22 protein-coding genes are annotated in these 26165 nt (G+C 63.3%); 11 read left to right on the top strand and 11 right to left on the bottom strand.

What is annotated here, in order from left to right:
• Positions 1-165: 165 nt before the first annotated feature.
• Positions 166-498, bottom strand: a complete 333-nt coding sequence (locus DTW89_RS10540) for a hypothetical protein (RefSeq protein WP_114655908.1) — start codon at positions 496-498, stop codon at positions 166-168.
• Between DTW89_RS10540 and DTW89_RS10535 the strand changes: the two genes are divergently transcribed.
• The 5 genes from DTW89_RS10535 to DTW89_RS10515 all read left to right on the top strand — a co-directional run bounded on the left by DTW89_RS10535 (position 497) and on the right by DTW89_RS10515 (position 6342).
• Entirely contained in the window at positions 497-1597 is a 1101-nt protein-coding gene (locus tag DTW89_RS10535; RefSeq protein WP_114655907.1) for a BMP family ABC transporter substrate-binding protein, read from the top strand. The two genes, DTW89_RS10540 and DTW89_RS10535, sit on opposite strands and share 2 nt — an antisense overlap.
• Positions 1598-1651: 54 nt before the next feature.
• Positions 1652-2935 (top strand): guanine deaminase, encoded by a 1284-nt coding sequence (guaD, locus tag DTW89_RS10530; protein ID WP_114655906.1) that lies wholly within the window; start codon positions 1652-1654, stop codon positions 2933-2935.
• A gap of 69 nt (positions 2936-3004) precedes the next feature.
• Positions 3005-3577: a dCTP deaminase gene (gene dcd / locus DTW89_RS10525; RefSeq protein WP_024816027.1), complete on the top strand. Its 573-nt coding sequence runs from the start codon at positions 3005-3007 to the stop codon at positions 3575-3577.
• A 144-nt stretch (positions 3578-3721) separates the two neighbouring features.
• Positions 3722-4594, top strand: a complete 873-nt coding sequence (gene ypfJ / locus DTW89_RS10520) for a KPN_02809 family neutral zinc metallopeptidase (RefSeq protein WP_024816026.1) — start codon at positions 3722-3724, stop codon at positions 4592-4594.
• A gap of 221 nt (positions 4595-4815) precedes the next feature.
• Entirely contained in the window at positions 4816-6342 is a 1527-nt protein-coding gene (locus DTW89_RS10515) for a DEAD/DEAH box helicase (RefSeq protein ID WP_114655905.1), read from the top strand.
• Positions 6343-6564: 222 nt separating this feature from the next.
• Here the strand turns inward: DTW89_RS10515 and DTW89_RS10510 are convergent, their stop codons facing one another.
• The 8 genes from DTW89_RS10510 to DTW89_RS10475 are packed head-to-tail and all read right to left on the bottom strand — an operon-like array spanning position 6565 to position 15787.
• On the bottom strand, positions 6565-7224 hold the full coding sequence (locus DTW89_RS10510) for a nitrous oxide reductase accessory protein NosL (protein ID WP_114655904.1): 660 nt from the start codon (positions 7222-7224) through the stop codon (positions 6565-6567).
• 3 nt (positions 7225-7227) lie between these two features.
• Positions 7228-7776 (bottom strand): nitrous oxide reductase accessory protein NosL, encoded by a 549-nt coding sequence (locus DTW89_RS10505; RefSeq protein ID WP_114655917.1) that lies wholly within the window; start codon positions 7774-7776, stop codon positions 7228-7230.
• A gap of 5 nt (positions 7777-7781) precedes the next feature.
• A complete protein-coding gene (locus tag DTW89_RS10500) occupies positions 7782-8594 on the bottom strand; it encodes an ABC transporter permease (protein ID WP_114655903.1) in 813 nt (270 codons plus the stop codon).
• An 11-nt stretch (positions 8595-8605) separates the two neighbouring features.
• Positions 8606-9508: an ABC transporter ATP-binding protein gene (locus DTW89_RS10495; protein ID WP_201740987.1), complete on the bottom strand. Its 903-nt coding sequence runs from the start codon at positions 9506-9508 to the stop codon at positions 8606-8608.
• 4 nt (positions 9509-9512) lie between these two features.
• Positions 9513-10790, bottom strand: coding sequence for a nitrous oxide reductase family maturation protein NosD (locus DTW89_RS10490; RefSeq protein WP_114655902.1), 1278 nt, complete (start codon positions 10788-10790; stop codon positions 9513-9515).
• Positions 10787-13411 (bottom strand): NosR/NirI family protein, encoded by a 2625-nt coding sequence (locus DTW89_RS10485; protein ID WP_114655901.1) that lies wholly within the window; start codon positions 13409-13411, stop codon positions 10787-10789. Before DTW89_RS10485 ends, DTW89_RS10490 begins: the two co-directional genes overlap by 4 nt.
• 60 nt (positions 13412-13471) lie before the next feature.
• Positions 13472-15409 carry a TAT-dependent nitrous-oxide reductase gene (nosZ, locus tag DTW89_RS10480; protein ID WP_114655900.1) on the bottom strand — a complete coding sequence of 646 codons (1938 nt, stop codon included), beginning with the start codon at positions 15407-15409 and terminating at the stop codon, positions 13472-13474.
• A 3-nt stretch (positions 15410-15412) separates the two neighbouring features.
• On the bottom strand, positions 15413-15787 hold the full coding sequence (locus DTW89_RS10475) for a hypothetical protein (protein ID WP_236637102.1): 375 nt from the start codon (positions 15785-15787) through the stop codon (positions 15413-15415).
• 311 nt (positions 15788-16098) lie between these two features.
• On the opposite strand from DTW89_RS10475, the gene DTW89_RS10470 reads away from it, so the two are divergent.
• Entirely contained in the window at positions 16099-16467 is a 369-nt protein-coding gene (locus DTW89_RS10470; RefSeq protein ID WP_114655899.1) for a c-type cytochrome, read from the top strand.
• Positions 16468-16479: 12 nt separating this feature from the next.
• Positions 16480-17520, top strand: a complete 1041-nt coding sequence (locus tag DTW89_RS10465; protein ID WP_114655898.1) for an FAD:protein FMN transferase — start codon at positions 16480-16482, stop codon at positions 17518-17520.
• A gap of 19 nt (positions 17521-17539) precedes the next feature.
• Here DTW89_RS10465 and DTW89_RS10460 read toward each other — a convergent pair whose 3' ends face one another.
• Positions 17540-18385, bottom strand: a complete 846-nt coding sequence (locus DTW89_RS10460) for a symmetrical bis(5'-nucleosyl)-tetraphosphatase (RefSeq protein WP_114655897.1) — start codon at positions 18383-18385, stop codon at positions 17540-17542.
• Positions 18386-18409: 24 nt separating this feature from the next.
• Between DTW89_RS10460 and DTW89_RS10455 the strand changes: the two genes are divergently transcribed.
• From DTW89_RS10455 to DTW89_RS10440, 4 genes are all read left to right on the top strand, one after another.
• Positions 18410-19714, top strand: coding sequence for a hemolysin family protein (locus DTW89_RS10455; protein ID WP_114655896.1), 1305 nt, complete (start codon positions 18410-18412; stop codon positions 19712-19714).
• Between the two features lie 128 nt (positions 19715-19842).
• Positions 19843-20130 carry an H-NS histone family protein gene (locus DTW89_RS10450; protein WP_024816013.1) on the top strand — a complete coding sequence of 96 codons (288 nt, stop codon included), beginning with the start codon at positions 19843-19845 and terminating at the stop codon, positions 20128-20130.
• A gap of 455 nt (positions 20131-20585) precedes the next feature.
• Positions 20586-23543: an aconitate hydratase gene (locus DTW89_RS10445; RefSeq protein WP_114655895.1), complete on the top strand. Its 2958-nt coding sequence runs from the start codon at positions 20586-20588 to the stop codon at positions 23541-23543.
• Between the two features lie 53 nt (positions 23544-23596).
• Positions 23597-24805, top strand: coding sequence for an FAD-dependent monooxygenase (locus DTW89_RS10440; protein WP_114655894.1), 1209 nt, complete (start codon positions 23597-23599; stop codon positions 24803-24805).
• Between the two features lie 68 nt (positions 24806-24873).
• Here DTW89_RS10440 and DTW89_RS10435 read toward each other — a convergent pair.
• Positions 24874-26165: MFS transporter (locus DTW89_RS10435; protein WP_442858103.1), on the bottom strand; the 1292-nt coding region annotated here is incomplete at its 5' end.

The following is a 26165-nucleotide window of genomic DNA, read 5'->3' as shown; positions in this document are numbered from 1 at the left end:
CGCTGAAACGGCGCCGGCGCGCACAGGCCAGTCCGCATTTTGCCGCCCCGGGCCGCAGCCTGGAGCACCGCCGCAGTGGACGGAATCCCGGTGCACCAGGTGGGCGGCGGACGTGGGCGTGACATTGCCACCGCCGAGGGCGCTGTCACGGGGGCTGTCGTGGGCTCACGGATGGATGAGCAGGGGGGGGTGATGCAGGATGTGCAGCGTTGCGCCAACGCACCAGAGCAGTCGCAGCCCGATCGCTGCCGCCGACATGTCGCTGGGCTTGACCGCAGGCTGTGCGCGGACTCCCGGCTTGGCGGGCCCGCAGGGTGCCTTCGGCGCCACTGGCGCAACGGACAAAAACGGCAGCACCACGGTGAATGTTCCGGCGCGGTAAGGGCGTTGGGGCTGGCCTGCGGTGATGGGGCCCGCCTGATAAAATGCTTTGCAAAGACCGCTGTCCCGGCGGTCTTTTGCTTTTTCAGTCTCCGGGACCATGTAGAGGAACACCATGTACAAAAACCTCGCTGCCGCGCTCGCGGCCGCCTGTTTTTTCGCCCCCGTTTTTGCCCAGACCCCCGCCACGACCAAGGCGCATGCCGCGCCCGTCAAGGCGGGCTTCGTTTATGTCTCGCCCATCACCGAAGCGGGCTGGACGCGCCAGCACGACGAGGGCCGCAAGGCCGTCGAGGCGGCCCTGGGCAGCCAGGTCCAGACCACCTTCGTCGAGAACGTGCCCGAGGGGGCCGATGCCGAGCGCGTGATTCGCGACCTGGCGGCCACGGGCCACCAGATCATCTTTACGCCCAGCTTTGGCTACATGGAGCCCACGCTCAAGGTGGCGCAGGACTACCCGAACGTCAAGTTTGAGTCCATCACGGGTTACAAGACCGCCCCCAATGTGGCCTCTGCCAATGCGCGTTATTACGAGGGCCGTTACCTCGCGGGCATCGCGGCGGGCCGCATGAGCCAGACCGGCGTGGCGGGCTATGTGGCCGGCTTTCCCATCCCCGAGGTGCTGCAGGGCATCAACGCCTTCGCGCTGGGCATGCGCTCGGTGAATCCGCAGGCCACGGTCAAGGTGGTGTGGCTCAACGTCTGGTTCGATCCGCCCAAAGAGCGCGACGCCGCCATGGCGCTGTTCAACCAGGACGTGGACGTGATCGCGTTCCATACCGGCTCCACCGCAGTGATGGCGGCGGCGCAAGAGCGCGGCAAGCTGGCCGTGGCCTACCACTCGGACATGCGCCGCACCGGGCCCGATGCGCAGATCGTGGCGGTCACCCACCAATGGGGCAGCTACTACACCGAGCGCGTGCGCGCGGTGCAAAACGGCAGCTGGAAAAGCGGCAGTGTGTGGGGCGGCGTGCGCGAGGGCATGATTCGCGTGGGCGACTTTGGCAGCCGTGTACCTTCTGCCGTGCAAAAAGAGGTGCTGGCCGCGCAAAAGGCGGTGGGCGCCGGCAGGCTGCACCCGTTTCGTGCGGGCAAGGCCGCTGTGCGCGACAACGCAGGGCAGGAGGTCATCCCAGCCGGGCAAACCCTTTCGGACCTGCAGATTTTGCAGATGAACTGGCTCGCCGAAGGGGTGCAGGGCAAGCTGCCCCGCTGATACGCATTGGCGGGGCCGGGCGCGGCAGCGCTTGCTACCGCTAAGCTAGCGGCCATGCCTGTATTTCGCTCCGCCCTTTTGCGCTTTGCCGACGACGGCATGGCCCTGTTCGACCCCGATGGCCTGCTGGCCGTGGGCCCCGATGCACAAGGGCGCCAGCGGGTGCTGGCAGCGGGGGCCTGGTCTGACCTGGCCCCCCGCTTTGGCAGCGGACCCGTCGAGCACCTGCCGGGCCGCATCATTGCCCCCGGGTTTGTGGACATGCACATCCACTTTCCGCAGACCGATGTGATTGGCTCGCCAGCCGATGGCCTGCTGCCCTGGCTGGAGAACTACACCTTTCCCCATGAAAAACGCTTTGTAGCGCCCGACTATAGTGCGCAAGTAGCTCAGTTTTTCATAGCAGAGCTGCTGCGCAATGGCGTGACCACGGCACTGGCGTTTGCCACATCGCACCCCGCGTCGGCTGAGGCGCTGTTCGCGGAGGCGCAGCACCACCAGATGCGCCTGATCACCGGCAAGGTGCTACAAGACCGCCACTCGCCTGATGGCGTGCGCGACGACACCGAGCAAAGCCTGATCGACACCGAGGCCCTCATCCAGCGCTGGCACGGCGTGGACCGCCTGGGCTATGCCATCACACCGCGTTTTGCGCCCACCAGCACGCCAGAGCAGCTGCGTGGCGCCGGGGAGCTGGCGGCGCGCTACCCCGGTGTGTGGATCCAGTCGCATGTGGCCGAAAACCTCGATGAAATTCGCTGGGCTCACGAGCTGTTCCCAGCATCGCGCAGCTACCTGTCGGTGTACGACGACTTTGGCCTGCTGCGCGAGCGCGCCGTGTATGCCCATTGCATCCATCTGGACGAACACGACCGCGCTCTGATGCGCGACACCGGGGCGGTGGCGGCTGTCAGCCCCACCAGCAACCTGTTTCTGGGCAGCGGCTTTTTCGACTATGCCGAGGCCGATCGCGTGGGAATGGGCTACGGTCTGGCCAGCGATGTGGGCGGCGGCACCAGCTTCAGCCCGTTTCACACCATGCTGGCAGCGTATTACGTGGGCAGGGAGGGGCAGGCAAAGCGCGGCCTGAGCCTTTCGCCCCAGCACCTGTGGTGGCAACACACCGCGGGTGCGGCCAGGGCGTTGGGGCTGGCGGGCGTGGTGGGCAATCTGCAGCCCGGGTGCGAGGCCGACTTCATCGTCCTCAACCCCCAGGCCACGCCGCTGCTGGCGCGCCGCACGGCCCAGGCGGGCAACATCGATGAGCTGCTGTTTGCCATGATCGTGCTGGGCGATGACCGGCTGGTGGAAAAAACCGTCATTTCTCAAGCAAAATAGGCCCATAGCGCTTGATGATCAAGCGCGAACAGCTATCAAAAACGTAGTACTGGCCAGGAGCATTCCACCATGAGCATCAAGAGCGACAAATGGATCCGCCGCATGGCGGCCGAGCACGGCATGATCGAGCCTTTCGAGCCCGGTCAGGTGCGCGAGGTCGAAGGGCGAAAAATCATCAGCTACGGCACCAGCAGCTACGGCTACGACATCCGCTGCGCACCCGAATTCAAGGTGTTCACCAACATCCACAGCACGGTGGTGGACCCGAAGAATTTTGACGAGAAAAGCTTTGTCGATTTTCACGGCGACAGCTGCATCATCCCGCCCAACAGCTTTGCGCTGGCGCGCACCATGGAGTACTTTCGCATTCCCCGCAATGTGCTCACCATCTGCCTGGGCAAGAGCACCTACGCACGCTGCGGCATCATCGTCAACGTCACCCCGTTCGAGCCCGAGTGGGAAGGCTACGTGACGCTGGAGTTCTCCAACACCACGCCGCTGCCCGCGCGCATCTATGCGGGCGAGGGCTGCGCGCAGGTGCTGTTCTTCGAGAGCGACAAGGACGACGTCTGCGAAGTGTCTTACAAGGACCGTGGCGGCAAATACCAGGGCCAGGTGGGCGTGACGTTGCCCAAGGCCTGAGGGCGTCCCGCGCCTGGCTGAGCCGCGCATGCCCGCGGCCGGGTGTGGCATTCATTCGGGGGGGGCTTCCTTGTGTCCACGGGGTGGCGCCGGGCGTACCATGGCGAACAGGCCTCTTGCAAACGAGGCGAACAGGAGACAGTCATGAAATGGGAAGGCAATCGGGAATCGGACAATGTGGAAGACCGCCGCAGCTCAGGCGGCGGAATGCCCGTGTTCGGGGGGCGCAGCATCGGCATTGGCACCATCGTGATTGCCCTGCTGGGTGGCTGGGCACTGGGCATCAATCCGCTGACCATCTTGAGCCTGCTCAGTGGCGGTGGTGCACCCACCGCGCAGGTGCAGCAGGCCCCGGCCCAGCGACCGCCTGCTGATGACACCATGGGGCGCTTTGTAGCGACTGTGCTGGCCGACACCGAAGACGTATGGCAAGGTGTTTTTCGCGAAGGCGGGGCAACCTACCAGGAGCCGCGCCTGGTGCTGTTTCGGGGTGCCACGCCCACGGCGTGCGGCACGGGCCAGGCTGCCATGGGGCCGTTTTATTGCCCGGCCGACCAGAAGGTCTACATTGACCTCGGGTTTTACGAAACGCTCAAAAGCCGCCTCGGGGCCCCTGGCGATTTTGCGCAGGCCTATGTCATTGCCCACGAGGTGGGCCACCACGTGCAACACCAGCTGGGCATCAGTGGCAAGGTGGACCAGATGCGTGGCCGCGTGAGTCAGGCCGAATACAACGCCCTGTCGGTGCGGCTGGAGTTGCAGGCCGACTGCTTTGCCGGCGTGTGGGCGCACCACGCCCATAATGCCCGCCAGATTCTGGAGCAGGGCGACGTGGAAGAGGCCATGAACGCCGCTGCCAAAATTGGCGACGATGCCCTGCAGCGCGCGGGCGGAGGCGCCGTGGTGCCCGAAAGCTTTACCCACGGCAGCAGCGCCCAGCGCCAGCGCTGGTTCAACAACGGTTTGCAAAACGGCAATATCAAGACCTGCGACACGTTTTCCAGCCGCAATCTCTGATTCTTGGGGGCATCGCACGGTGGCAACGGGGGGGGCTTGGGTATCTGGGTTGTGCAGAAAAAATGACCTGAATTGGTATCAAGCCCTTATGGATAAAGCGCTATTTGCTATGTAAAACATAGCAAATGATGACGCTCTGTTACTGGTGTCGCGCCCGTTGTGCAGGGGCAACGCACATAAATAAGGCCTCTTTTGCCACCGGTGCGACAATAGCAGGCTAAATGACAAGTTCTTTTTCCAATTTATCGCTGGCCGAGCCGCTGGCACGCGCCGTGGCCGAAATGGGCTACGAGTCCATGACGCCCATCCAGGAGCAGGCCATTCCCGTGGTCCTCACAGGGCAAGACGTTATGGGCGCTGCCCAGACCGGCACCGGCAAGACCGCGGCGTTCTCGCTGCCCCTGCTGCAACGCCTGCTCAAGCACGAGAGCAGTTCCACATCTCCCGCCCGTCACCCCGTGCGCGCCCTGGTGCTGCTGCCCACGCGTGAGCTGGCCGACCAGGTGGCCCAGCAGATTGCGCTGTACGCCAAATACACCAAGCTGCGCAGCACCGTGGTTTTTGGCGGCATGGACATGAAGCCGCAGACCATTGAGCTGAAAAAGGGCGTCGAGGTGCTGGTGGCCACGCCGGGCCGTCTGCTGGACCACATCGAGGCCAAGAACGCGGTGCTCAACCAGGTCGAGTATGTGGTGCTCGACGAGGCCGACCGCATGCTGGACATCGGCTTCTTGCCCGATCTGCAGCGCATCCTTTCGTACCTGCCCAAGCAGCGCACCACGCTCTTGTTCAGCGCCACGTTCTCGCCCGAAATCAAGCGCCTGGCCGGCAGCTACCTGCAAAACCCGATCACCATCGAGGTGGCCCGTCCCAACGAAACGGCGTCCACGGTGGAGCAGCGCTTTTACAGCGCCAATGACGACGACAAGCGCCGTGCCATCCACCAGGTGCTGCGTACGCGCGGCATCAAGCAGGCCTTCATCTTTGTGAACAGCAAGCTCGGTTGCGCACGCCTGGCCCGCAGCCTGGAGCGCGAAGGCCTCAAGACCACCGCGTTGCATGGCGACAAGAGCCAGGACGAGCGGCTGAAGGCACTGGATGCCTTCAAGCAGGGTGAGGTCGATTTGCTGGTGTGCACCGACGTGGCCGCCCGTGGCCTCGACATCAAGGATGTGCCGGCCGTGTTCAATTTCGACGTTCCCTTCAACGCCGAAGATTACGTGCACCGCATTGGCCGCACCGGCCGTGCCGGCGCTTCTGGCCTGGCCGTCACCCTGGTGTCGGGCAGTGACGCCCGCCTGGTGGCCGACATCGAGAAGCTGCTCAAGACCAAGCTCGATATCGAAGCACTTGAATACGACGAAGACCGCCCGAACATCCAGCAGCAGGGGCGCATCAATGACGGGCGCCGCGCCTGGCGTGAGGGCGGTGCATCGGCCGAGCCGCGCAATGATGCCGCGCGCCGTGACGCCGCTCCGCGCGAACGCGAGCGCCGCGAACCGCGCGAGCCACGTGAATACCGGGGCTTCCGTCCCGCCGTGGCTTCGCGCGATCCCTTCTTCGAAAAACCCTACGAGTCGAGCGCCGCTGATGTGGCGCCCGCCTGGGAAGCGGCGGCCAAGTCGCCTGCCCGCAGTGGCGTGTCGGCCAACATCAAGCCCAAGCGCAAGGTGGCAGCCCTGTTCAAGGCGGTACCGCCAGAGACAGCGGTGGCCGCACTGCCACAGCCAGAAACTTCCGATCAGTAAGTCGCTGACCGGGGCGCGCGCTGGCGCCTTGCGTCTGCGCGCTTATTGAAAGCGCCCCTGGGTTCAAGCGTGGCACTCATGCGTTTGAGGTGCCCGTTTTTTTGGAATGATACAAACACCACGCGCGTGTACCGACGGTGTCGGCGCTGCGGTGGTTTTGTTGTTTTTAATGACGAAAAATGGCTCTAGCCCTTATGTGACAAGCGCTAGGCGCTATCAACTTTAATTGGTTGAATGCGCTTCGTGTGTGTGGGGTTCTTCGGTGCGCCCGGGCGCAAGCCGCTCCAGTACGGCCGCGTCCACTTGGCCGAAAGCGAGCACCTTTCCACCCCGCCGCTCGGCGAAGCGGCGTGCTGCCTCGGTCGAGGCGAAGGCGGGCAGATTGCCCGCACGCATGGGCCCCCGCGCGGACGATCCATCCACGTACATCGCGGTCTCGGCGGCGATCCAGGTCTTGGTTTCGGCATCGGTGACATAGCGCGCCACCAGTTCTTGCGCCGTGCGCCCCTGGCTGTATTTCGCCACGTCGGCCAGGTACTGGAACAGGCTCAGCGGGGAGTCAAAGAAATGTGCATCGCCGTTGGCAAAAATGATCTGGGCTGCCCATTCGGCTGATCGTGCAGGGTACATGCCGCACACCGGGCAGCGTGCATCCGTCGGGATGGCCCGGGGGGCTTCCAGGCGCTGGCCTGAAGCGGGATCGAAGGGCGTGGGCGGCGCCACCACACACACATCATCGGGCAGCGCCTGCCCGGCTGCACGAGGGTCCGCCCCCGGTGCATAGAACTTCCAGGCAACCGCGGACGCCGCAAGCGCGCCCACACCCGCCAGGCCTGCGAACAGGGCCCGGCGCCTGTTGGGTGACTGTCGCAGTGCGTGCATGGCTTACATGCGCGTGTCGTGCAGCGCCGCGCCCGACAGGTCGACCATGTCGGCCGTGATCTCGCCAAAGCGCAGCACTTTGCCACCGTATTCGGCGGCAAATTTCACAGCGTCGCCCTCTTGCACAAAGCTGGCAATGGTCGGCCCCATGGAGCCGTGGCGCTTGCTGCCCAGCACGTAGATGGCGGTTTTGGCGTCGATCCAGTGGCCCACCGGCTGCTCCCACTTGGCCTTGCCCATGTCCTGCACAAACACTGCCTTGGCAGCGCGCACCTGCTCGCCGGCCAGCAACGTGTTGAACAGTTCGACCGTGTCGCAGAAAAAGCTCGGTTGCGCCTGCCCGGCGTAATGCACTTGTGCCTTGGGGCCGGGGTAGTCGGACAGCAACATGCCGTCGAGCTCGCAGCTGGTGGAGCGGTCGATCTCGACCGGGGCGAGTGTCTGGGCGCTGCCGCCTTGCTCACCGCAGCCGGTCAGGCCGCCCAAGGCGCCCAGGGCAGTCACCGCTGCCAGCCCCCCCAGAATGTGGCGACGGCGGCAGGAACAGGTCATGTTTTTCATTTGAATCTCCAGCGGGCCAGCGCGAGCGGCAGCACAATCCAGGCCACCATGACGCCGCCCATGATGGCGGGACTGCCCAGCGAAGACGGAACGATGCTGGCCAGGCCATAGAGCGTGCGCACTTCGTCGAGCGAAAAGACGTTCAGGATACGGAACACATCGGCCGGGTTGAGCAGCAGCAGCCAGGCAAAGGCATCGCCGCCAAAGCTGCCGCCGGTGCCCACCAGAATGCCCAGCAGCAGCAGGTCAAACACCAGCACAAAGAAGAACCACATGGCAATGGCCAGGCCCGAGGCGCGGGTGCGGTCGCGGGCGATCACGGACATCAGCACGGCCATGCTCAAAAATGCCAAGCCCAGCAGCACCGAGCTGATCATGAAGCCAATGTAATGGTACAGCCCGGACCAACTGACGTGTTGATACAGCAGCACCGCGACCAGGCCAAAACCGACCAGCGTGGACAAGGTCAGTGCCGCAGCCAGGCCCAGGTATTTGCCCAGCAGCAGCTCCAGTCGGGTGATGGGCAGTGACAGCAGCAGGTCGAGCGAGCCGCGCTCGCGTTCGCCCACGATGGCGTCAAAACCGAGCAGCAGCGCAATCAGCGGGATCAGGTAAATCACCAGGCTGACCAGGCTGGCAATGGTGAACTCGATGGAGCGAAAGCCCACCGCGCCCTGCTGCGCACCGCCAAAGTAGGCAATGACGAGCGAGAACACGGCAAACACCAGCGCCACGGCCAGCACCCAGCGGTTGCGGATGCGGTCGCGAAATTCCTTGCCGGCAACGGTGAAAATTTGTGTCAATTCCATGGACAGTCCTTTCAGTCCGAAAACCCGAAGAACACGTCTTCCAGCGACGGCTCGTGCATTTTGATGTCGAGCACACGCGCCCCAAAGGGAGCCAGCGCGGCCAGCACGGCCATTTTTTGCTCACGCGGGCAGGCCAGGCGCAAGCCCTGGGCGGTTGGCTCGGGGGTGGCTGCCGTGGCGTGTTCTAGCGCCTGCGCGATGGCGGGCGTGTCTCCTGCTTGCAGTTGCAGCTCAAACACCAGGGGCATGTGGGTTTGCTCGCGCAGTGCCTGCACGCTGCCCACGGCCTGCACTTTTCCGGCCGATAAAATCGCCAGGCGCCCGACGCGCTCTTGCAGCTCGGCCAGGATGTGGGAGGTGATGATGATGGTCACGCCTTCGGCCTGCAGGCCGCGCAGCGTGGCATAAAAGTCGCGGATGGCTTGCGGGTCGAGGCCACTGGTGGGCTCGTCCAGAAACAGCACCTGGGGCGAGCCCAGCAGCGCCTGCGCAAAGCCCAGGCGCTGGCGCATGCCCTTGGAGTACTCGCGCACCGGACGCTTGCCCGCATGGGCCAAACCCACCCGATCAAGTGCTGGCTGGCACTGCGCCAGGGGGGCGCCCTTGAGCTTGGCAAAAAAACGCAGGGTTTCGAGGCCGCTCAGGTTGTCATAGAGCACCACGTTCTCGGGCAGGTAGCCCAGGTGGCGGCGCGCAGCCCGAAAACCGCGTCCGCGAACTGAAGCACCGCCGACCAGGATCTCGCCGCTGGTGGCCGGGATCAGGCCAAGCATCATTTTGAACAGCGTGCTTTTGCCCGCGCCGTTGTGGCCGATGAGGCCAAAAATTTCGCCGCGCGCGATGTCCAGGTCTACCCCGTCCACCGCATGCAAAGCGCCGTAATGTTTGGTCACGCCGCGCAGCGAAATCGCCATGCTGTTATTGACCGGGGAAATGCTTGCCACGCCACTCACTCCAATTTTGATGGGTCGGAACCATGCGCGGCTTGGGGTCAACGACCGAGGGCACGCGAAGGATCGGAAATTGCTGGCCCACCAGGCGCAATGCCTGCACTGCGGGGCTGGCCAGCAACAATTTCATGCTCGGATAGCGCCAGCTGAGCCGGTCCACCATGTCGTTGGCTTCATAGGGTACGTCGCCCACGCCGTTGCCGTCGCGATCCCACCCCAGGTAGTTGGCCCAGTGGTTCCCGCTCTCGACGCCCCAGCGTTCGTCGCGTGCGCCCACATAACGCACCTGTTCGCGGTTGCCGATGAAGTCGTTGCCCTCGACCACGTTGCGCGTGGACCCGGCGGACAAATGCACGCCCACCACGTTGTCCACCACCAGGTTGTTTTTCAGTTCGGCGTATTCGACGTCGTAGATGAAAAAGCCCCGGTTGTTGCCCGCCACCACATTGTTCTCGACCACCGAGTCCTGCACCGAGCGCAGCATGATGCCGTGGTCTGAGTTGCCCCAGGCCCGGTTGCCACGCACCACCTGGTCGCGCACTTCCATCAGCGCCAGGCCGCCCCGGTTGTAGTAGGTTTCGTTGTCTTCCCAGACGTTGTAGTACGACGTCATGTAGTGCGTGCCGTAACGGCTGTGGTGCAGCTTGTTGCCCCGAAAGGTGGCGTGGTGCGACACGTCCACATACAGCGCATCGCGCACGAAGCTGACGTTGTTGTGCAGGATCTGCGCACGCTGGGTGTTGTACAGCTGGATACCGTTGCCGCGCTGGGCGGAGTCGAAATCGCGCTTGCCCGTGATGAGGTTGCCCTCAATGCGCACGTCGTTGACCTTCTCGATCCACAGGCCAAACAGGTTGTATGTCAGATCGCAGTTTTGCACCACGGCGCGGTGTGCGCCAGGGAAGAGGTAGATACCGGCGTTCTGGTCTTTCAGGCTGCTGCCCGAATTGCTCACGATCAGGCCTTCGATAACCACGTCCGGGGACGTGACGCGAATGGTGTCGCCAGTCAGCCCGCCATTGAGCGTGGGGCGGTTCAGGCCGCGCAACGTGAGGGGTTTGTCGATCAGCAGGTTGACGCGGTAGTTGCCGCGCTGCACCTCGATGACGTCGCCAGGCGCGGCAGCGGCCACGGCGGCTTGCAGGTCCTGCCCTGGCTGTACAGTGACCGTGGCAGCACCGGCATATTGCGTAACCACCCAGCCCAGCGTGACAGCACGGGCCAGGCTCAGTAAGACACCCTTCATAGCACCAGCCATCCCATGGACTTGAATGCCAGGAATAGCACAGCACCGATCATCAGGTTCTTGAAGCCTACGTAGCTCACCATGTCCATGACACCGGCAACGCGGTACTGGTCACGCCACCACAGGCCGTCCTTGACGTAGCGTTTGCCCGACAGGCGGATCAGCACTTCATAGACGCTCCAGCCAAACCACCAGCCAATGATGGCGCCTGAGGACAGCGTGCCCATGGCCGTCATCAACCAAGCCACCGTGGCGGCCACGGCAAGCGACAAGCCGGCGATTTGCAGTGCACGCTGTGAACGCCAGCCGTCAACGCTCCAGGGCCACAGGTGATCGCGCAGTTCCAGCCACAGCCACTGCAGGCCGCGCGCGCCGTTCTTGTGTGCGGGCAGCATGGGAGCTGTGGGCATGCGCGGATCGGGTCCCTGAGCGGCCTTGGCGCTGATCTGCTCGGTGAAACTGGTCGCGGGATGGATTGGAATGAAGTAGCCGTTGGCACCAATTGGTGTGATCTCCAGACCATCTTTTTCGCGGCGCTTGCGCTCTTTGGCCAGCGGTGGGCAGCCCTTGGTGTCGGTATAGAGAATCATGCAATCGAGGCAATGCAGGCACTCGCGGTGGTCAATGCGGCCATCGGCATCAATGGCTTGCGCACCGCAGCCCACGGCGCAAGCCTTGCAGCTGTTGCAGTCTTGCTTGCGCTTGAGGCCAAACCAGCGGAAGGTGCTGGGCATGGCCAGCGAAGCGCCCAGCGGGCAGATGTATTTGCAGTACGGCCGCTCGATGAAGATCGACAGGCCCAGGATAGCGGCCACGAACAAGCCATAGGGCCAGGCGCGGTTCTGGACGCCCACCAGGAAGGTGGTTTTGAAAGGCTCGACCTCGGAGAGCTTTTCGGCCAGACCCATCGAAAACATCGACACGGTGATGAGGCCGAAGAAGATGACGTATTTGAGCCACTTGAGGCGGTCATGCCACTTTTGCGGCAGCTGCGTCTGAAAGCGCTTGAAACCCACTTTGCGCGCCACTTTGTAGATGGCCTCGGAGAGCGAGCCGAACGGGCACATCCAGCCGCAAAACAGCCCGCGCCCGAACAGGAACACCGTGACTATGATGAAGATCCAGAACAGGAAGATGAATGGGTCAGACAGGAACAGCGACCACGTCCACTTGAACAGCAGCGAATGGAACCAGGTCAGCACCTGGGTGATGGACGGCTGCGCCATGGCACCAAAGCCGACGAACACGATGCTCAAGCCCCATGCGGTGTACTTGAAGGCATTGACCGGCCATTTGTTCTTGTGCGTGGACAGGCGCGTGAGTTTTTCGCGGTAGGCATAGACCACCGTGACAGCGACCAGAAGCACTGCAAACAGTGCGATCTCGACGGCACGCGTCTTCCAGATGCGTACCCAAGGTGCGTCGGGCTCGACCACCTTCGGGCGTCCGCCTTCGAGTGTTTCGGCTGGCAACCAGTAGGGGCTGTCAAAGCTGGTGAAGCTGCGGGCTCCCGTGGCGCGGTCTACCCGGTTGCCCAGGAAGCTCAGCTTCCAGGGGTAAGCGGCCGAAAAGGAGGGTGAGCGAATGATGAATATGGCGGACTCGTTGAACGACGGTGCGCCTGCGGCCTCAATGCCATAGAGGTTCATGGCATCGAGGTCACGGAAAGTGAAGGCGTCGGCGCCCTGGCGCACCTGCACACGGTCGTACAGGCCGCCGCGCACAAAACCAGAGCCCTTGAATGACTCGGCACCACCGGTACGCACCACGAAGAACGCGTTCTCGCCCTCTTTGAGCTGCAGGCGCAGGTTGTTCCAGCTGTTTTCGCCGAGCACGCTTTTGCCGATGTCGGGCTGGTTCAGGTCGCCAAACCACAGCTCGATGAACGGGTCGGGGCTGCGCTCCAGACCGACCTGTTCAGGCATCACGCGCAGGCGCTGCACCGCGCCTTGCTTGACCAGTTCAGCCCATCCCCAGCGCTTGCCCGTAACCACGTAACGGGCCGGATCGCGCACGGTGGGCGCCAGAATTCCGACCTGGCGGGCGACGGCCGAGCCCGAGGCCATCATGACCTGGTTTTGGGCAATGACGGTGACGGTGGCACCCGAGATGGCGTCCAGCCCGAGTACTTCTTCATCAGGGCGCGACTGGCCGACTTCGATCTTGTTGGCCACGGATTTGCCCAGATACTGGGCATTGAAATTGAGCAGTGCCGACTCGGGAATGCCGAGCAGCAGGATGGGTTCGGAATGCTTGAGCACCTTGACGCCGACAAATTTGCCGGTTTTGTCCATGCCGATCAGGGTCACCACGGGCTTGCCTGAATACGCAGGCGTGTCGGTGATGTCGGTGGACAGCATCACATAGCCCAGCAGTTTTTTGTCTGCGGTGGCGTTGTCGTAAGCCTCTACGTAGGGCGGCTGGCCCTTGCGCTCGGAAAAATGTGTGGCGCCCGGAAAGACATCGGCGCAAGGCAGCAGCGCACACATGTCCTTGGCGCTTTGCAGGTCAGCGGGCAACTCGGCCTCGTAGGCGCCCGCCTGGGCCCTGGGCACAAAAAGCGCCAGTGCCAGAAAAAAAGCGACCCCGAGGATCGCGAGCCGTTGGCGAAGCAAAATCATCACGCTTTCCCTTGAGCGGGTTGCGCAGCACCGCTGCTGCGCAACCCATTGAACCGCCTATCAGCCTTCAACAATCATGCGCGTGCGCATTTCAAGGTGAAGAGCATGGCAGAAGTTGGTGCAGTAAATCCAGAACACACCGGGTTTGTCGGCCACGAAGTTGACCGAGGCGGTCTCCAGCGGGTTGACGACAAATTGCACGTTGTACTTGGGAATGGCGATGCCGTGCGTCAGGTCTTCGATCTTGTCCAGGTTGGTCAGGATCAGCGTGACCTCGTCACCCTTCTTCAGCTTGAACTCGCGCAGGCTGAACGCAGGCGCTTGCGAAGTGAGCTTGACCGTGACCTTCTTGCCATTGCGGAACACGCCGCTTTCCTTGGCGTCCTTGATGGCCAGCGGGAAATCGTCGTGTGAGTAGACTTGCTTGGGTCGCACCAGTTCGCGCTTGAAAATGATGAAGTCATGCGGCTCGCCGCGCACCGGGTGGTCGGCCAGCATCACCATTTTTTCGCCCGAAATGTCGAACAGCTGTTCGTTCTCGGGGTGCAGCGGGCCCACGGGCAGGAAGCGGTCCTTGGAGAACTTGCAGCCCACGGCCATGTACTTGCCATCGGCAGCCTTGGTTTCGGACTGCGAGGCATTGACGTGACCAGGCTGGTATTGCACATCGTGGCGGTCCACCACGTACTTGGAGTTCTTATCGCCGGCGTGGAACTTGATGGCGGCTTCAATGTTCCACTTGACCATCTGGCTGTCGAGGAACAGCGTGGTGTAGGCGTTGCCGCGGCCGTCAAAAGCGGTGTGCAGAGGGCCCAGGCCGACCTCGACTTCGGCCACGATGGCGTTGTCGAGCTTTTCGGATTTGCCATCGAACCAGTCCAGCACCTTGGCCAGTTCAATCACGGTGCAGGTGGGCGAGAGCTTGCCGGCGCAAATGAAGTATTTGCCGTCGGGGCTGGCGTTCACGCCGTGCGGGTTCTTGGGCACGCTCACATAGGCGACCAGTGCGGTCTTGGCGTCCTTGTTGGATTCTCGCGTGCCATCGACCACGGGTACCTTGGAGTCGCCATAGGTCTTGAATTTGCCGGCTTTCACGGCTTCTTCGATGCGGGCAATGTTGAAGAACGCACAGGCATCCCGCTCTGCCGACATCATGTCTTCGTAGTGCGCGCCGCCTTCGATGTTGTACTGATTGGTGGCGGCGAGTTTGCCGTCATAGGACGTGGCAGTCAGATCGCAATTGCCGTCAATCAGCACCTGCCACCGCACGTCCATGCTTTCGGCGTCCACGCAGGTGAACATGGTGCGGTATTTTTCCGGGGAGTCGACATCCTTGCCGTTGTTCGGCAGCGGGATGTGGAATTCGGCACCGCAGAACACGCGTGTGGTGTAGTTGATGGCGGGATCCACCGGGTCGGCCTTGTCCGGGAAGATGCCGTGAAAGCCCTGCACATTGGGCAATTCGGTGATCTTGTCGCAGATGAAGTAATCGAGGCGGATTCGGGCGATACGGCTGTTGATCTTGTCGTTGATCCAGGCGTAACGGCCGTCGTAGTTGCCGTCCTTGTAGGACGCATGGGTGTGGTGGGTGTCGGCCACCGTGTACTTCAGACTGCCATCGGGCTTGGTGCCCATGATCTTCTTGGACTCGTTGGTGATGCCCCAACCCACCAGTGCATCGGGCACGAAGCAGGGAATGCGGTGGATTTCACGGCCGGACGGCAGGCCCAGCACGCGCATGTCGCCGTTGTGGCCGCCGCTCCAGAGACCGTAATAGGTATCGAGTTCACCCGGTTTGAGGTGCGTGGCATTGGCCGCGTCGGTGTGGGCTGCAGCAGGTGCCGCGACAGGGCCCGAGGCGGCGGTGGCGGGTGCGTTGGCTGGCTTGTCGGTGCAAGCTGCCACGCCTGCGGTCAGGCCAGCCAGTGCTGCGGTATTGATGAAACGGCGACGGCCGATGCCGACGGTTTCTGTAGTCACTTCTCTCTTATTACTCATGGTTCACCTCTTTAGGATTGGCTCAGAAAAAACGGGGGGGCTCGCGCCGGTGGAGGCGCGGCTGTAGTTGCAACAGTGCGGGAAACAGAACGCAGGCACGGAGGGGTCGCTGCGGCAGGAGTTGCTGGCGGCAGCGAAAAGGCGTCGGTGGGGGGGCGCACCGCCCACCAGGCACATTGGGCAGTTCAGCGCGTCGGTATTGAGCTCTGCCGCTCCGTCATCGCTGAGGGCGAAGAACTTCAGCGTCCCAGAGGTGGTGCAGACGACATCCAGCATCTTGGGCTGGAATATTGGCGTCGCAGTGGCTGCGCCGAGCGACATCAAAAACCACGCCAGCACCCACAAACGGAATGGGGCCATGGGATTGGTTGTGTTCATGGAGGTCGAATATAGGTTCATTCAAAGTGAATCAAATTGATCTAAGTCACATATTGACGGCCGAAAGGAGGGTGCTTGTCAAGCCGGTCGGTCTATAGTGTGGGCGTTGTCCACCATGCATTGCATCCTTCTTGTTCTTATGATGTTCACCGGGTGTGTCGTTCCGGCAGGGTTGAGTTGGAATGGGATGCCTTGCAAAGTGGCTGGACGGTGCGCCCTGGCATTGCCTTGGTGCGCTCAGAGCCTTCCTGGCTTTGCCAGGAGCTTTTTCCGTTCTTCTTTTTATTGACCTTGAGTACAGGAATATCCCCATGAAAAAACTATCTGGTTTGGTTGCACTTGCGGCTCTCTCTTTGGCACTCGGTGCCTGTGGCGACAAGAAGTCGACTGAAGCGGCCGCGCCGTCGGCAGCACCTGTAGCGGAAAACTCGGTCGGCAAGAGTGTGTACGGAAAAACTTGTGCCCTGTGCCATGGCGCTGGCGTGGCGGGTGCTCCCAAGCCAGGTGACAAGGCCGACTGGGGCCCGCGCATTGCCCAGGGCAAGGAAACGCTGTACAAGCACGCGATTGAGGGATACACGGGTTCCAAGGGCATGATGCCGGCGCGTGGCGGTGGTACATCCTTGACCGATGATGAGGTGAAGGCCGCTGTGGACTTCATGGCTGATCAATCCATCTGATCCGGGCGCACCATGAAATCCGCTGAATCGACGATGTTCAGCCCGACCAGGCGCCGGGTGGCCATGGCGCTCCCCTTGCTGGGGTGCGTGTCGTGGGCTTCGGCGGCCCCGGTTTCCCGGGCGCCGCAACGTGAATCGCGTGCCTTGATGGGCACGCAGGTCGATATCGTGGTGGATGGTGGTGACGAGCCTTTGCTGCGCCATGCCGTTGACCACGCCTATGCCGAAATGGCGCGGCTGGAAGCGCTTTTCAGTCGCTACCAGCCTGACAGCGTGGTCAGCCGCATCAGCGATGCAGCCGGTGTTCAGCCGGTAGCCGTTCCGTCAGAAGTGATGGCGGTGCTCAAAACGTCGCAGCAGTTGTTCCGGCTCAGTGGTGGTGCCTTCGACGTCACCGTGGGTTCCCTCAAGGGGTGGAGCTTCGAGGCCGGCCGAAAGACGGTTCCGCCCGCTGGCGTGTTGGCACGACAACGGCAACTGGTCGATGCCCGTCGCCTGGTGCTGGACGAGCAGGCGGGCACTGCCTATCTCGCCCGGCAGGGCATGGCCCTGGATCTGGGGGGCATTGCCAAACTGCCCATCCTGGAAGCCGGCATGCGGGTGTTGCGCCAGCAGGGCGTAAGCAACGCACTCATCAACGGTGGCGGCGACGTGCTGGTGATGGGGCAGCTGCAGGGGCGTCCATGGCGTGTGGGTCTGCGTGATCCGCGTGCGCCAGAGCGCCTGCTGGGTGCGCTGTCTGTTGAGGGCCAGGCGGTGGTGGCATCGTCGGGTGACTACGAGCGCTATTTCTTCGTGGGTGGCAAGCGCGAGCACCATATTCTGGATCCCCGCACGGGATACCCAACCGTCGGTGTGCATGGCGTCAGTTTGCTGGCCCGTGACGTGGCGCAGGTGAATGGTCTGGGTGCTGCCATGATGGTGCAAGGCCCGCAGGGCGGAAAAGCGCTGGTGGCACGCCAGCCGGGGGTCGAGGCGCTGGTGGTCTCTGGCGACCGCGGCGCTTGGTATTCCCCGGGCATGGCCGCGGCACTGTCACGCGGGACTGCTTGAAAGCGACCGGGCGACTTCTTCAGGTGCCAGGGGCTTGTGCTTGCTCGCACCGCACCTGAAGAAGCTCGCGTTCATCGAGTGAGCTGCCAAAGCGCACCGCGCTCAGACAGCCTCCCCACACACACCCCGTGTCCAGCCCCAGGCAATGCGGGCGGTTCAGCCAGCCCAGCGTGGACCAGTGTCCGAAGGCGATCAAGGTATCGGCCGTGGAACGGCCAGGCACGTCAAACCAGGGCATCAACCCGGGTGGTGCAGCACTGGCGCTCTCGGTGCTATCAAAATCCATGACACCCTGGGCTGAGCAAAAACGCAGCCGTGTGAGCGCATTCACAATCACGCGCAAGCGGTCCGGGCCCGTCAAGGAAGCGTTCCAATGATCCGGGGTGTTGCCATACATCTGCTGCAGAAATGCCGGCAGATCGGCGCTCTGCAAAACACGGTGCACTTCGTCGGCCAGATCCAGGGTTTCGGCCGCAGTCCAGGCGGGCAGCACGCCCGCGTGCACCATCAGCAAAGGTGTTCCACCGTAAATATGCTGGCGGGCCAGCGGCTGCAGGCTCAGCCATTGCAGCAGCGCGTCGCGGTCCGGGGCCTCCAGAATGCTGGCCAGCGTGTCGCGTCGCGAGGGTTTGCGGGCGCCATGTGCGGCCGCCAGCAGATGCAGGTCGTGGTTGCCCAGCAGTGGGCGCAGGGCATCGCCGTGCGCCATGCATCGGCGCAGCACGGCGGCGGAGTCGGGGCCCCGGTTGACGAGATCGCCCAGAAGGTAGACGGTATCCCTGCTCGCAGAAAAACCGATCAGGTCGAGCAGACGCCCCAATGCGCTGTCGCAACCCTGGATATCGCCAATACAGTAAAGTGCCATGGTGTTCGTTTTACCTTTTGATTCATGGATTTTCTGCTGATCGCGCTGCTGACACTGCTCAACGGCGTGTTTGCCATGTCGGAACTCGCCTTGGCTTCCAGCCGCAAATCCAGGCTCGCTGCCATGGCGGAGGGCGGTGACAAGGGGGCCCAGGCTGCCCTTACCTTACTCGACAATCCCACGCAGTTCCTGTCGTCGGTGCAGGTAGGCATCACATCCATTGGCATGATCAACGGCATCATTGGCGAGGCCGCGTTCAGCAGCCGCCTGGGTGTGTGGTTGCAGACCATGGGGGTGCCGGAAAGCGCGGCCAGCGTGAGCGCCACGGCCATCGTGGTCACGGTCATCACCTTCATCACCATTGTGTTTGGCGAATTGGTGCCCAAGCGCATTGGCCAGCTTTACCCCGAAACCGTTGCGCGGTTTGTGGCGCGCCCCATGACATGGGTGGCCCAAGGCGCCAAGCCCTTTGTGCGCCTGCTGTCGCTGTCCACGCAGGGCGTGCTCAAACTGCTGCGGGTGGACAACGATGCGGGCCGAATGGTGACCGAAGAAGAAATCACCGCAAGCCTTGATGAGGGGCGTGATGCGGGCGTTATCGAGCATCACGAGCACCAGATGGTGCAAAACGTGTTTCGTCTGGACGACAGGCCCCTGACGTCGCTGATGGTGCCGCGCACCGATGTTCAATGGCTCGATGCCAGCCTGACCGTGCTGGAAGGCCTGCGCATGGCGGGCACTGGCGGCGAACAGGGCGCCCACTCGTGGTACCCGGTGTGTCGCGGTTCGCTTGACGAGGTGGTGGGTGTAATCAGCGTGGCGCGCATGCTGGAGTTGGGCCCTGAGGCTCCCGGCACTCTGGAGTCTTATGCGCAGCCTGCAGCTTTTCTGCCCGAAACGCTGAGTGGAATGGAATTGCTGGAGCAGTTCCGTGCACGGTCGGGCCGCATGATATTTGTGGTGGATGAATATGGTGTCGTGCAAGGCATCATGACGCCGCGCGATTTGCTGGAAGCCATTACCGGGGAACTGCAGCCGGGCGCATCGGCTGATGCCTGGGCGACGATGCGCGACGACGGAACCTGGTTATTGGACGGTTTGATGCCCGTGACCGAACTCAAGGCAAGGCTCAATATTCGGGATTTGCCCGAAGAAGACCGTGGGCGCTATAACACGCTGGCGGGCCTTCTGATGGCCGAATCCGGCCATTTGCCTGCAGTAGCCGAGCGTATTGCCTGTGCCGGGTGGATATTTGAAATTCTGGATCTGGATGGAAAGCGAATTGACAAGGTGCTCGCGCAACCCGACTCCCTGGCGCAGGAAGGCTGAATATCCAGCGCGCCGCACAGGATCGGAAAATTTTGTTGAAATTGACTGGTAGTTTGAAGAGTCCCTGCACAAAGCTGACATTATTCTTATAATGCAGACTTCTTCAAAACCACCTTTAACTACACACCATGTCCAGCTACAAAGAACTCCTGAAGCAGCGCGAAGCCCTTGAGCAGAAGATCAACGAAGCCCGGCGCAATGAGCTGTCGGAAGCGGTCTCGCAAGTTCGTGCTTTGGTGACGGAGTTTGGCCTCACCGCGCAGGATGTTTTTCCAGCAGGCAAGGCACGCAGCGCCAGCGCTGGTTCCAAGGTAGCCCCCAAATACCGCAACCCTGCCACCGGACAGACCTGGACCGGCCGTGGCAAGGCCCCCAAGTGGATTCAAAATGAGAACCGTGAGCAGTTCGCCATTTAATCCATTTCTGCATTCGTTCAAAAAGTCCGCCTTGGCGGACTTTTTTTATGGCCATTCACTCCGCAAGGGGTGGGTGGCAATTGCCGCGGTGGCGCGCATGGCTGCCCGCCCGCTTTGTCTTGATCGTCCGCAATAACGTGCGATAAAGCATAAATGGATGCGCGTATTACCCGGCCTGTCATTCCCTGGTTCTGAACGAAGACGGCAGAATCTGCTGCGACCTGATTGAAATAGCACAAGCGTTCTATTTGTAACGCTGCACACTTGAGAGCTCACGGTATTGCATGGCAGGCCCGCTGTGGCAGCAATGGGCAATAGCGGGTGCAACGCCCGTGCGGGGCCGACTCCCATCTCGCACGTGAAACAGTATGGCGCCTGTTTCTGTATGGCCCCACGATTGCACCGCCCGGTGAGACTGCCAGAATAGGCCTTATTGTTCCTTACCGGAGTTCACCATGGCCTCGTCGTCCAAGCCCGCCCGCCACGCTTTTGCCTCCACGCTGAAGAGTTTCAAGACTGCGTCCGGCAAAGCAGGCCAGTTGTATTCTCTGCCCGCGCTGGCCAGGCAGTTTCCACAGGTCAACCGATTGCCCGTGTCGATTCGCATCGTGCTCGAATCGGTGCTGCGCAATTGCGATGGGCGCAAAGTGACTGCCGAGCATGTGCAACAACTCGCCCAATGGGCGCCCCAGGCCGCGCGCAAGGATGAGATCCCGTTTGTCGTTTCGCGCGTGGTGTTGCAGGACTTCACCGGTGTGCCGCTGCTGGCCGACCTGGCCGCCATGCGCAGCGTGGCTGCCAAGCTGGGCAAGAACCCCAAGAAGATCGAGCCTCTGGTGCCCGTGGACTTGGTGGTGGACCACTCCATCATGGTCGATCACTACGGCCAGAAGAATTCGCTCGACCTGAACATGAAGCTCGAATTTCAGCGCAACCGCGAGCGCTATGAGTTCATGAAATGGGGCATGCAGGCCTTTGACACCTTTGGCGTGGTGCCGCCGGGCTTTGGCATCGTGCACCAGGTCAACCTCGAATACCTGGCGCGCGGCGTGCACAAGCGCAAGGAGGGCTACGCGTCGGCGAAGGCCGGCGCACTCCCTGTGTACTACCCCGACACCCTGGTGGGCACCGACAGCCACACCACCATGATCAACGGCATTGGCGTGGTGGGCTGGGGCGTGGGCGGCATCGAGGCCGAAGCCGCCATGCTGGGCCAGCCGGTGTATCTTTTGACCCCCGATGTGGTGGGCATGGAACTCACCGGCCAGCTGCGCGAAGGCGTCACCGCCACCGACCTGGTGCTCACCGTGACCGAAATCCTGCGCCAGCACAAGGTGGTGGGCAAGTTTGTCGAATTTTTTGGCGAGGGCACGCGCACCCTGGCGCTGCCCGATCGCGCCACCATTGGCAACATGGCGCCAGAATATGGTGCCACCATGGGCTTTTTCCCGGTGGACGAGCGAACCATCGAGTACTTCAAGGGCACGGGCCGCACCAAGAGTGAGATCGAAGCCTTCGAGGCCTATTTCAGGGCCCAGGGGCTGTTTGGCGTGCCGCTGGCGGGCGAGGTGGATTACTCGCAGGTCGTGAAGCTCGACCTGGGGCAAGTCACCCCCAGCCTGGCTGGCCCCAAGCGCCCGCAAGACCGCATCGAGCTGGGCAAGGTGGCGGGCCAGTTTGCCGACCTGTTCAGCAAGTCCAATGCCGACAACGGCTTCAACCGCCCAGCCGATTTGCTGCACACGCGCTTTCACATCCACCGCCGCGATGAGGTGGTGGTTGGCGCCACGCCAGATGGCAAGCCCACACCCATGGGCGCGCCCCGTTTTGTGGCCGAGATGGAGGCCAACAAGCCGGCGCTGGCCACCGCGCGCGAAGAGGCCAGCGCGGCCACTTTGCCGGCCAGAGGCGCCGACCCCACCGTGGGCAATGGCGACGTGCTGATTGCCGCCATCACCAGCTGCACCAACACCAGCAACCCCAGCGTGCTGCTGGCGGCGGGCCTGCTGGCCAAGAAAGCCGTGGAGGCGGGGCTCAAGGTGCAGCCGCACATCAAGACATCGCTCGCCCCTGGCTCGCGCATCGTGACCGAATACCTCACAGAAACCGGCTTGCTGCCTTACCTGGAAAAGCTGGGCTTTGCACTGGCGGGTTACGGCTGCACCACCTGTATCGGCAATGCGGGCGACCTCACGCCCGAACTCAACGAGGCCATCACCAGCAACGACCTGGTGTGCGCCGCCGTGCTGTCGGGCAACCGCAACTTCGAGGCGCGCATCCACCCCAATCTCAAGGCCAACTTTCTGGCCAGCCCGCCACTGGTGGTGGCCTATGCGATCGCCGGCACGGTGCTCAGGGATCTGATGACCGAGCCCGTGGGCCAGGGCAAGGGGGGCAAAGACATTTACCTGGGCGACATCTGGCCGAGCAGCGACGAGATTCACCGGCTCATGAAGTTCGCCATGAAGGGCAAGGCCTTTCGCGAAAACTACGCCAAGGTCGCCACCGACCCTGGCAAGCTGTGGAAAAAAATCAAGGGGGTGGCCGGCACCACCTACACCTGGCCTGCCAGCACCTACATTGCCGAGCCGCCATTTTTTGCCAATTTCGCTCTCGAAAAAGGAGCTGCTAGCGCAGAAGGGGTGGGCGCTACAGGCCAAAACGGCCAAATAACAGTGCAGGGTGCCCGCATCATGGCGCTGTTTGGTGATTCCATCACCACCGACCACATCTCGCCTGCTGGCTCCATCAAGGCCAGCTCGCCCGCAGGCCAGTGGCTGCTGCAGCACGGCGTGCAAAAGGCCGATTTCAACAGCTACGGCGCGCGCCGGGGCAACCATGACGTGATGGTGCGCGGCACCTTCGCCAACGTGCGCATCAAGAACCTCATGATTGCACCCACGGCCGATGGCTCGCGCGAGGAAGGCGGCGTCACGGTGTTCCAGAACGAGGGGCCGCTGCGGGGCGAGAAGATGTTCATCTTTGACGCGGCCATGCAATACATGGCACAAGAGACACCCACGGTGGTGTTTGCCGGTGAGGAATACGGCACCGGCTCCAGCCGTGACTGGGCCGCCAAGGGCACGCAGCTGCTGGGCATCAAGGCCGTGGTGGCGCGCAGCTTTGAGCGCATCCACCGCTCCAACCTGGTGGGCATGGGCGTGCTGCCGCTGCAGTTCAAGGGCGGCGATTCGTGGCAATCGCTGGGCCTGACAGGTGCCGAGGTGATTGATGTGCTGCCCGACGCCGCGCTCACCCCGCAAAGCGATGCCACGCTGGTCATTCACCGCGAAGACGGCACGCGCCAGCAAGTGGTGGTCACGCTGCGCATCGACACGCCGATCGAAGTGGACTACTACCGGGCGGGTGGCATCTTGCCGTTCGTGCTGCGTCAGCTGCTCTCGGGCGCCTGAGGGGGCAGAGCGCGCGCGCCGGCCAGGCGCCGGTGGCGCGGCACAATGCGTGCATGAGAAAACAGTTGTTGATTGCGGGCGGGGGCATTGGCGGCTTGGCGGCGGCCCTGGGGGCTTCGCGTGCCGGCTGGGAGGTGCGCTTGTATGAGCGTGCCGCCGAGTTCAGCGAGGTCGGCGCAGGTGTGCAGTTGGGGCCCAATGTGGTACGCCGCCTGCAGGCCTGGGGTTTGCAGAGGCCGCTGCAGGATGTGGCGGTTTTTCCTGAACGGTTGCAGGTGCGCAGCGCGCTCACGGGCCATGAACTGGCTGCGCTGCCCCTGGGCACCACGGCAGTCGAGCGCTACGGTGCGGCCTACGCCACCATCCACCGTGCCGACCTGCATGGCCTGCTGCTGGCCGCCGTTGGCAAATACACCGACACGCAATTTCATCTGGACCACGCGATCGACCGCTTCACCGACGCCGAGGGCGTGGTGACGGTGCGCACCAGCCGTGGCAAGGACGTGGAAGGCGATGCCCTGTTGGGGGCTGATGGCCTGTGGAGCCGCATCCGTACACAGCTGCTGGGCGAGCAGCATCCCCGCGTGTCGGGCCACCTGGCTTACCGCGCCCTGGTGCCGCAGCACGCGCTGCCCAAGGCGTTGCGCACCCGCCACGTCACTGCGTGGCTGGGGCCGCGCCTGCATGTGGTGCAGTACCCCGTGCGCCGGGGCGAGCTGCAGAACCTGGTGGTCATCGTGCAGGGCCCCGCGCCGAACGACCTGGAAAACTGGGACCATGCGGCCAACGGCGCCGACCTGGAAACGGCGCTAAAGGGCACCTGCACAGCGCTGCAGCAGGTGGTGCGCGGTGTGGTCCAGGCAGGCGGTGGCTGGCGCCTGTGGCCGCTGTGTGACCGCCCGCCCGTGCGCGGGCCGAACGAGATGGCCCAGGGCGTGGTGGCCTTGCTGGGTGACGCCGCCCACCCCATGCGCCCTTATCTGGCACAGGGCGCGGGCATGGCCATTGAAGACGCCGCCGAGCTGCAACGCGCGCTGGCCATGCACGACCTGGATGTGCCGCTGCGCCTGCGCCGCTACGCGCTCAACCGCTGGCAGCGCAACGCGCGCGTGCAGGCCCGCTCCACGCGCAATGGCCGCATCTTTCACGCCACGGGCCCCGTGCGCTGGGCGCGCGACGCTTCGCTGCGCCTGCTGGGCGAGCGGCTGCTGGACGTGCCCTGGCTGTACCGGGGCGATGGCTCCAGCGCCAGCTCTCTCTAGTTGCGGGTGATTGATTGCTATTAATAATATAGCTGTTGACGCTTTATTCATAAGCGCTGGCGTGCGTTTTATGCCAAATCTTTGCCCTGCACGCCGGGGTGTTGCAGCAGCGGCGATGCCGGCAGCCAGCGGAACGCGATGGAGCCGAGTGCCAACAGCGCGGCAATGGTGGCCATCACCGCGCGGTAGGGCTCCAGCCCCAGGCCCTGCGCCCAGTCGGCGACCCAGCCGGTGAGCGACTGCACCAGGCCCACGCCCAGAAACATGGCCATGGTGAACACCGACAGCGCGCGCCCGGTCAGGTCGGGCGGGTACGACGAGCGCACGTCCGAATACTGCAGCACCGAATAGCCCGACAGCACCGCAATGCACACCACCAGGGCCAGGTTCAGCGTGGCGTGGTGCACCAGCCCCACGCACAGGTACAGGGCCGCCACCAGCAGCGAAAAGTTGGCCATCCAGGCGCGCCGGCGTGCCGGGCCGGGGTCGATGCGGCCAAAAAAGGCCGGGCTGAACAGTGAAATCAGCGACATGCCCAGGGCCATGTTGCCGCTCTCGACCAGCGTGAACGCATAGCGGTCGATCAGCATCGGGCCAATCCACAGCCCGCGCAGCGCCAGAAACGAGGCGTAGCCCACCATGCCCAGCAGCAAGATGCCCAGCGTGTGCGGCAGCATGAACAGCGCGCCGTAGCGGCGCACGGCGGTGCCCCAGCGCTCGCGTGCGGGTGCCGGGCCGGCCAGGGCGGGCTCGTGCACGCGGCGCCAGATCAAGAGCCACGCCAGCGCCGACAGCACGGCCAGCAGCACAAAACCGCTGCGCCAACCGCACTGCTGCACCAGCCAGGCCAGCGGCGTGCCGGTGAGCAGCAGGCCCAGCCCGCCCACGCCCATGCCCACGCCAGACAGAAATGCAAAGCGCGAAGCCGGAAAATGCCGCGCAATGAACACCGTGCAGGCCAGAAAGGCGGGCGCGCAGCCCACGCCAATGAGCAGCTGGCCGAACATCAGCCAGCCGTAGTTGGGTGCCCAGGCCGACACGGCCGCGCCGGCAATGGCCAGCGGAAAGGCGCTGAGCAGTGTGCGGCGCAGGCCATACAGGTCCATGCCGATGCCCATGAAAAATTGCGTCACGCCAAACGACAGGCCAAACAGCCCGGCAAACGCCCCCAGCGACGCCGGCGAAAGGCCAAAGTCGCCCTGCAGGCCCGGAGCCATGATGGCGGTGACGGTGCGGTAGGCCTGGCTCAGCGCAAAGGCCGAGAGCAGCGCCAGCAGCATGAACCACAGCGTGGCCTTCGATGGTGGCAGGGGTGCCACTGGCGTGGCAGGCGGCGGGTGTGTGGGGGCGGTGTCGGGAT

The organism is Acidovorax sp. BoFeN1 (assembly GCF_003345135.1).
GTDB lineage: Bacteria > Pseudomonadota > Gammaproteobacteria > Burkholderiales > Burkholderiaceae_C > Acidovorax > Acidovorax defluvii.
The sequence above is the reverse complement of the archived record's forward strand: the minus strand, read 5'-3'. Positions and strand labels throughout refer to the sequence as shown.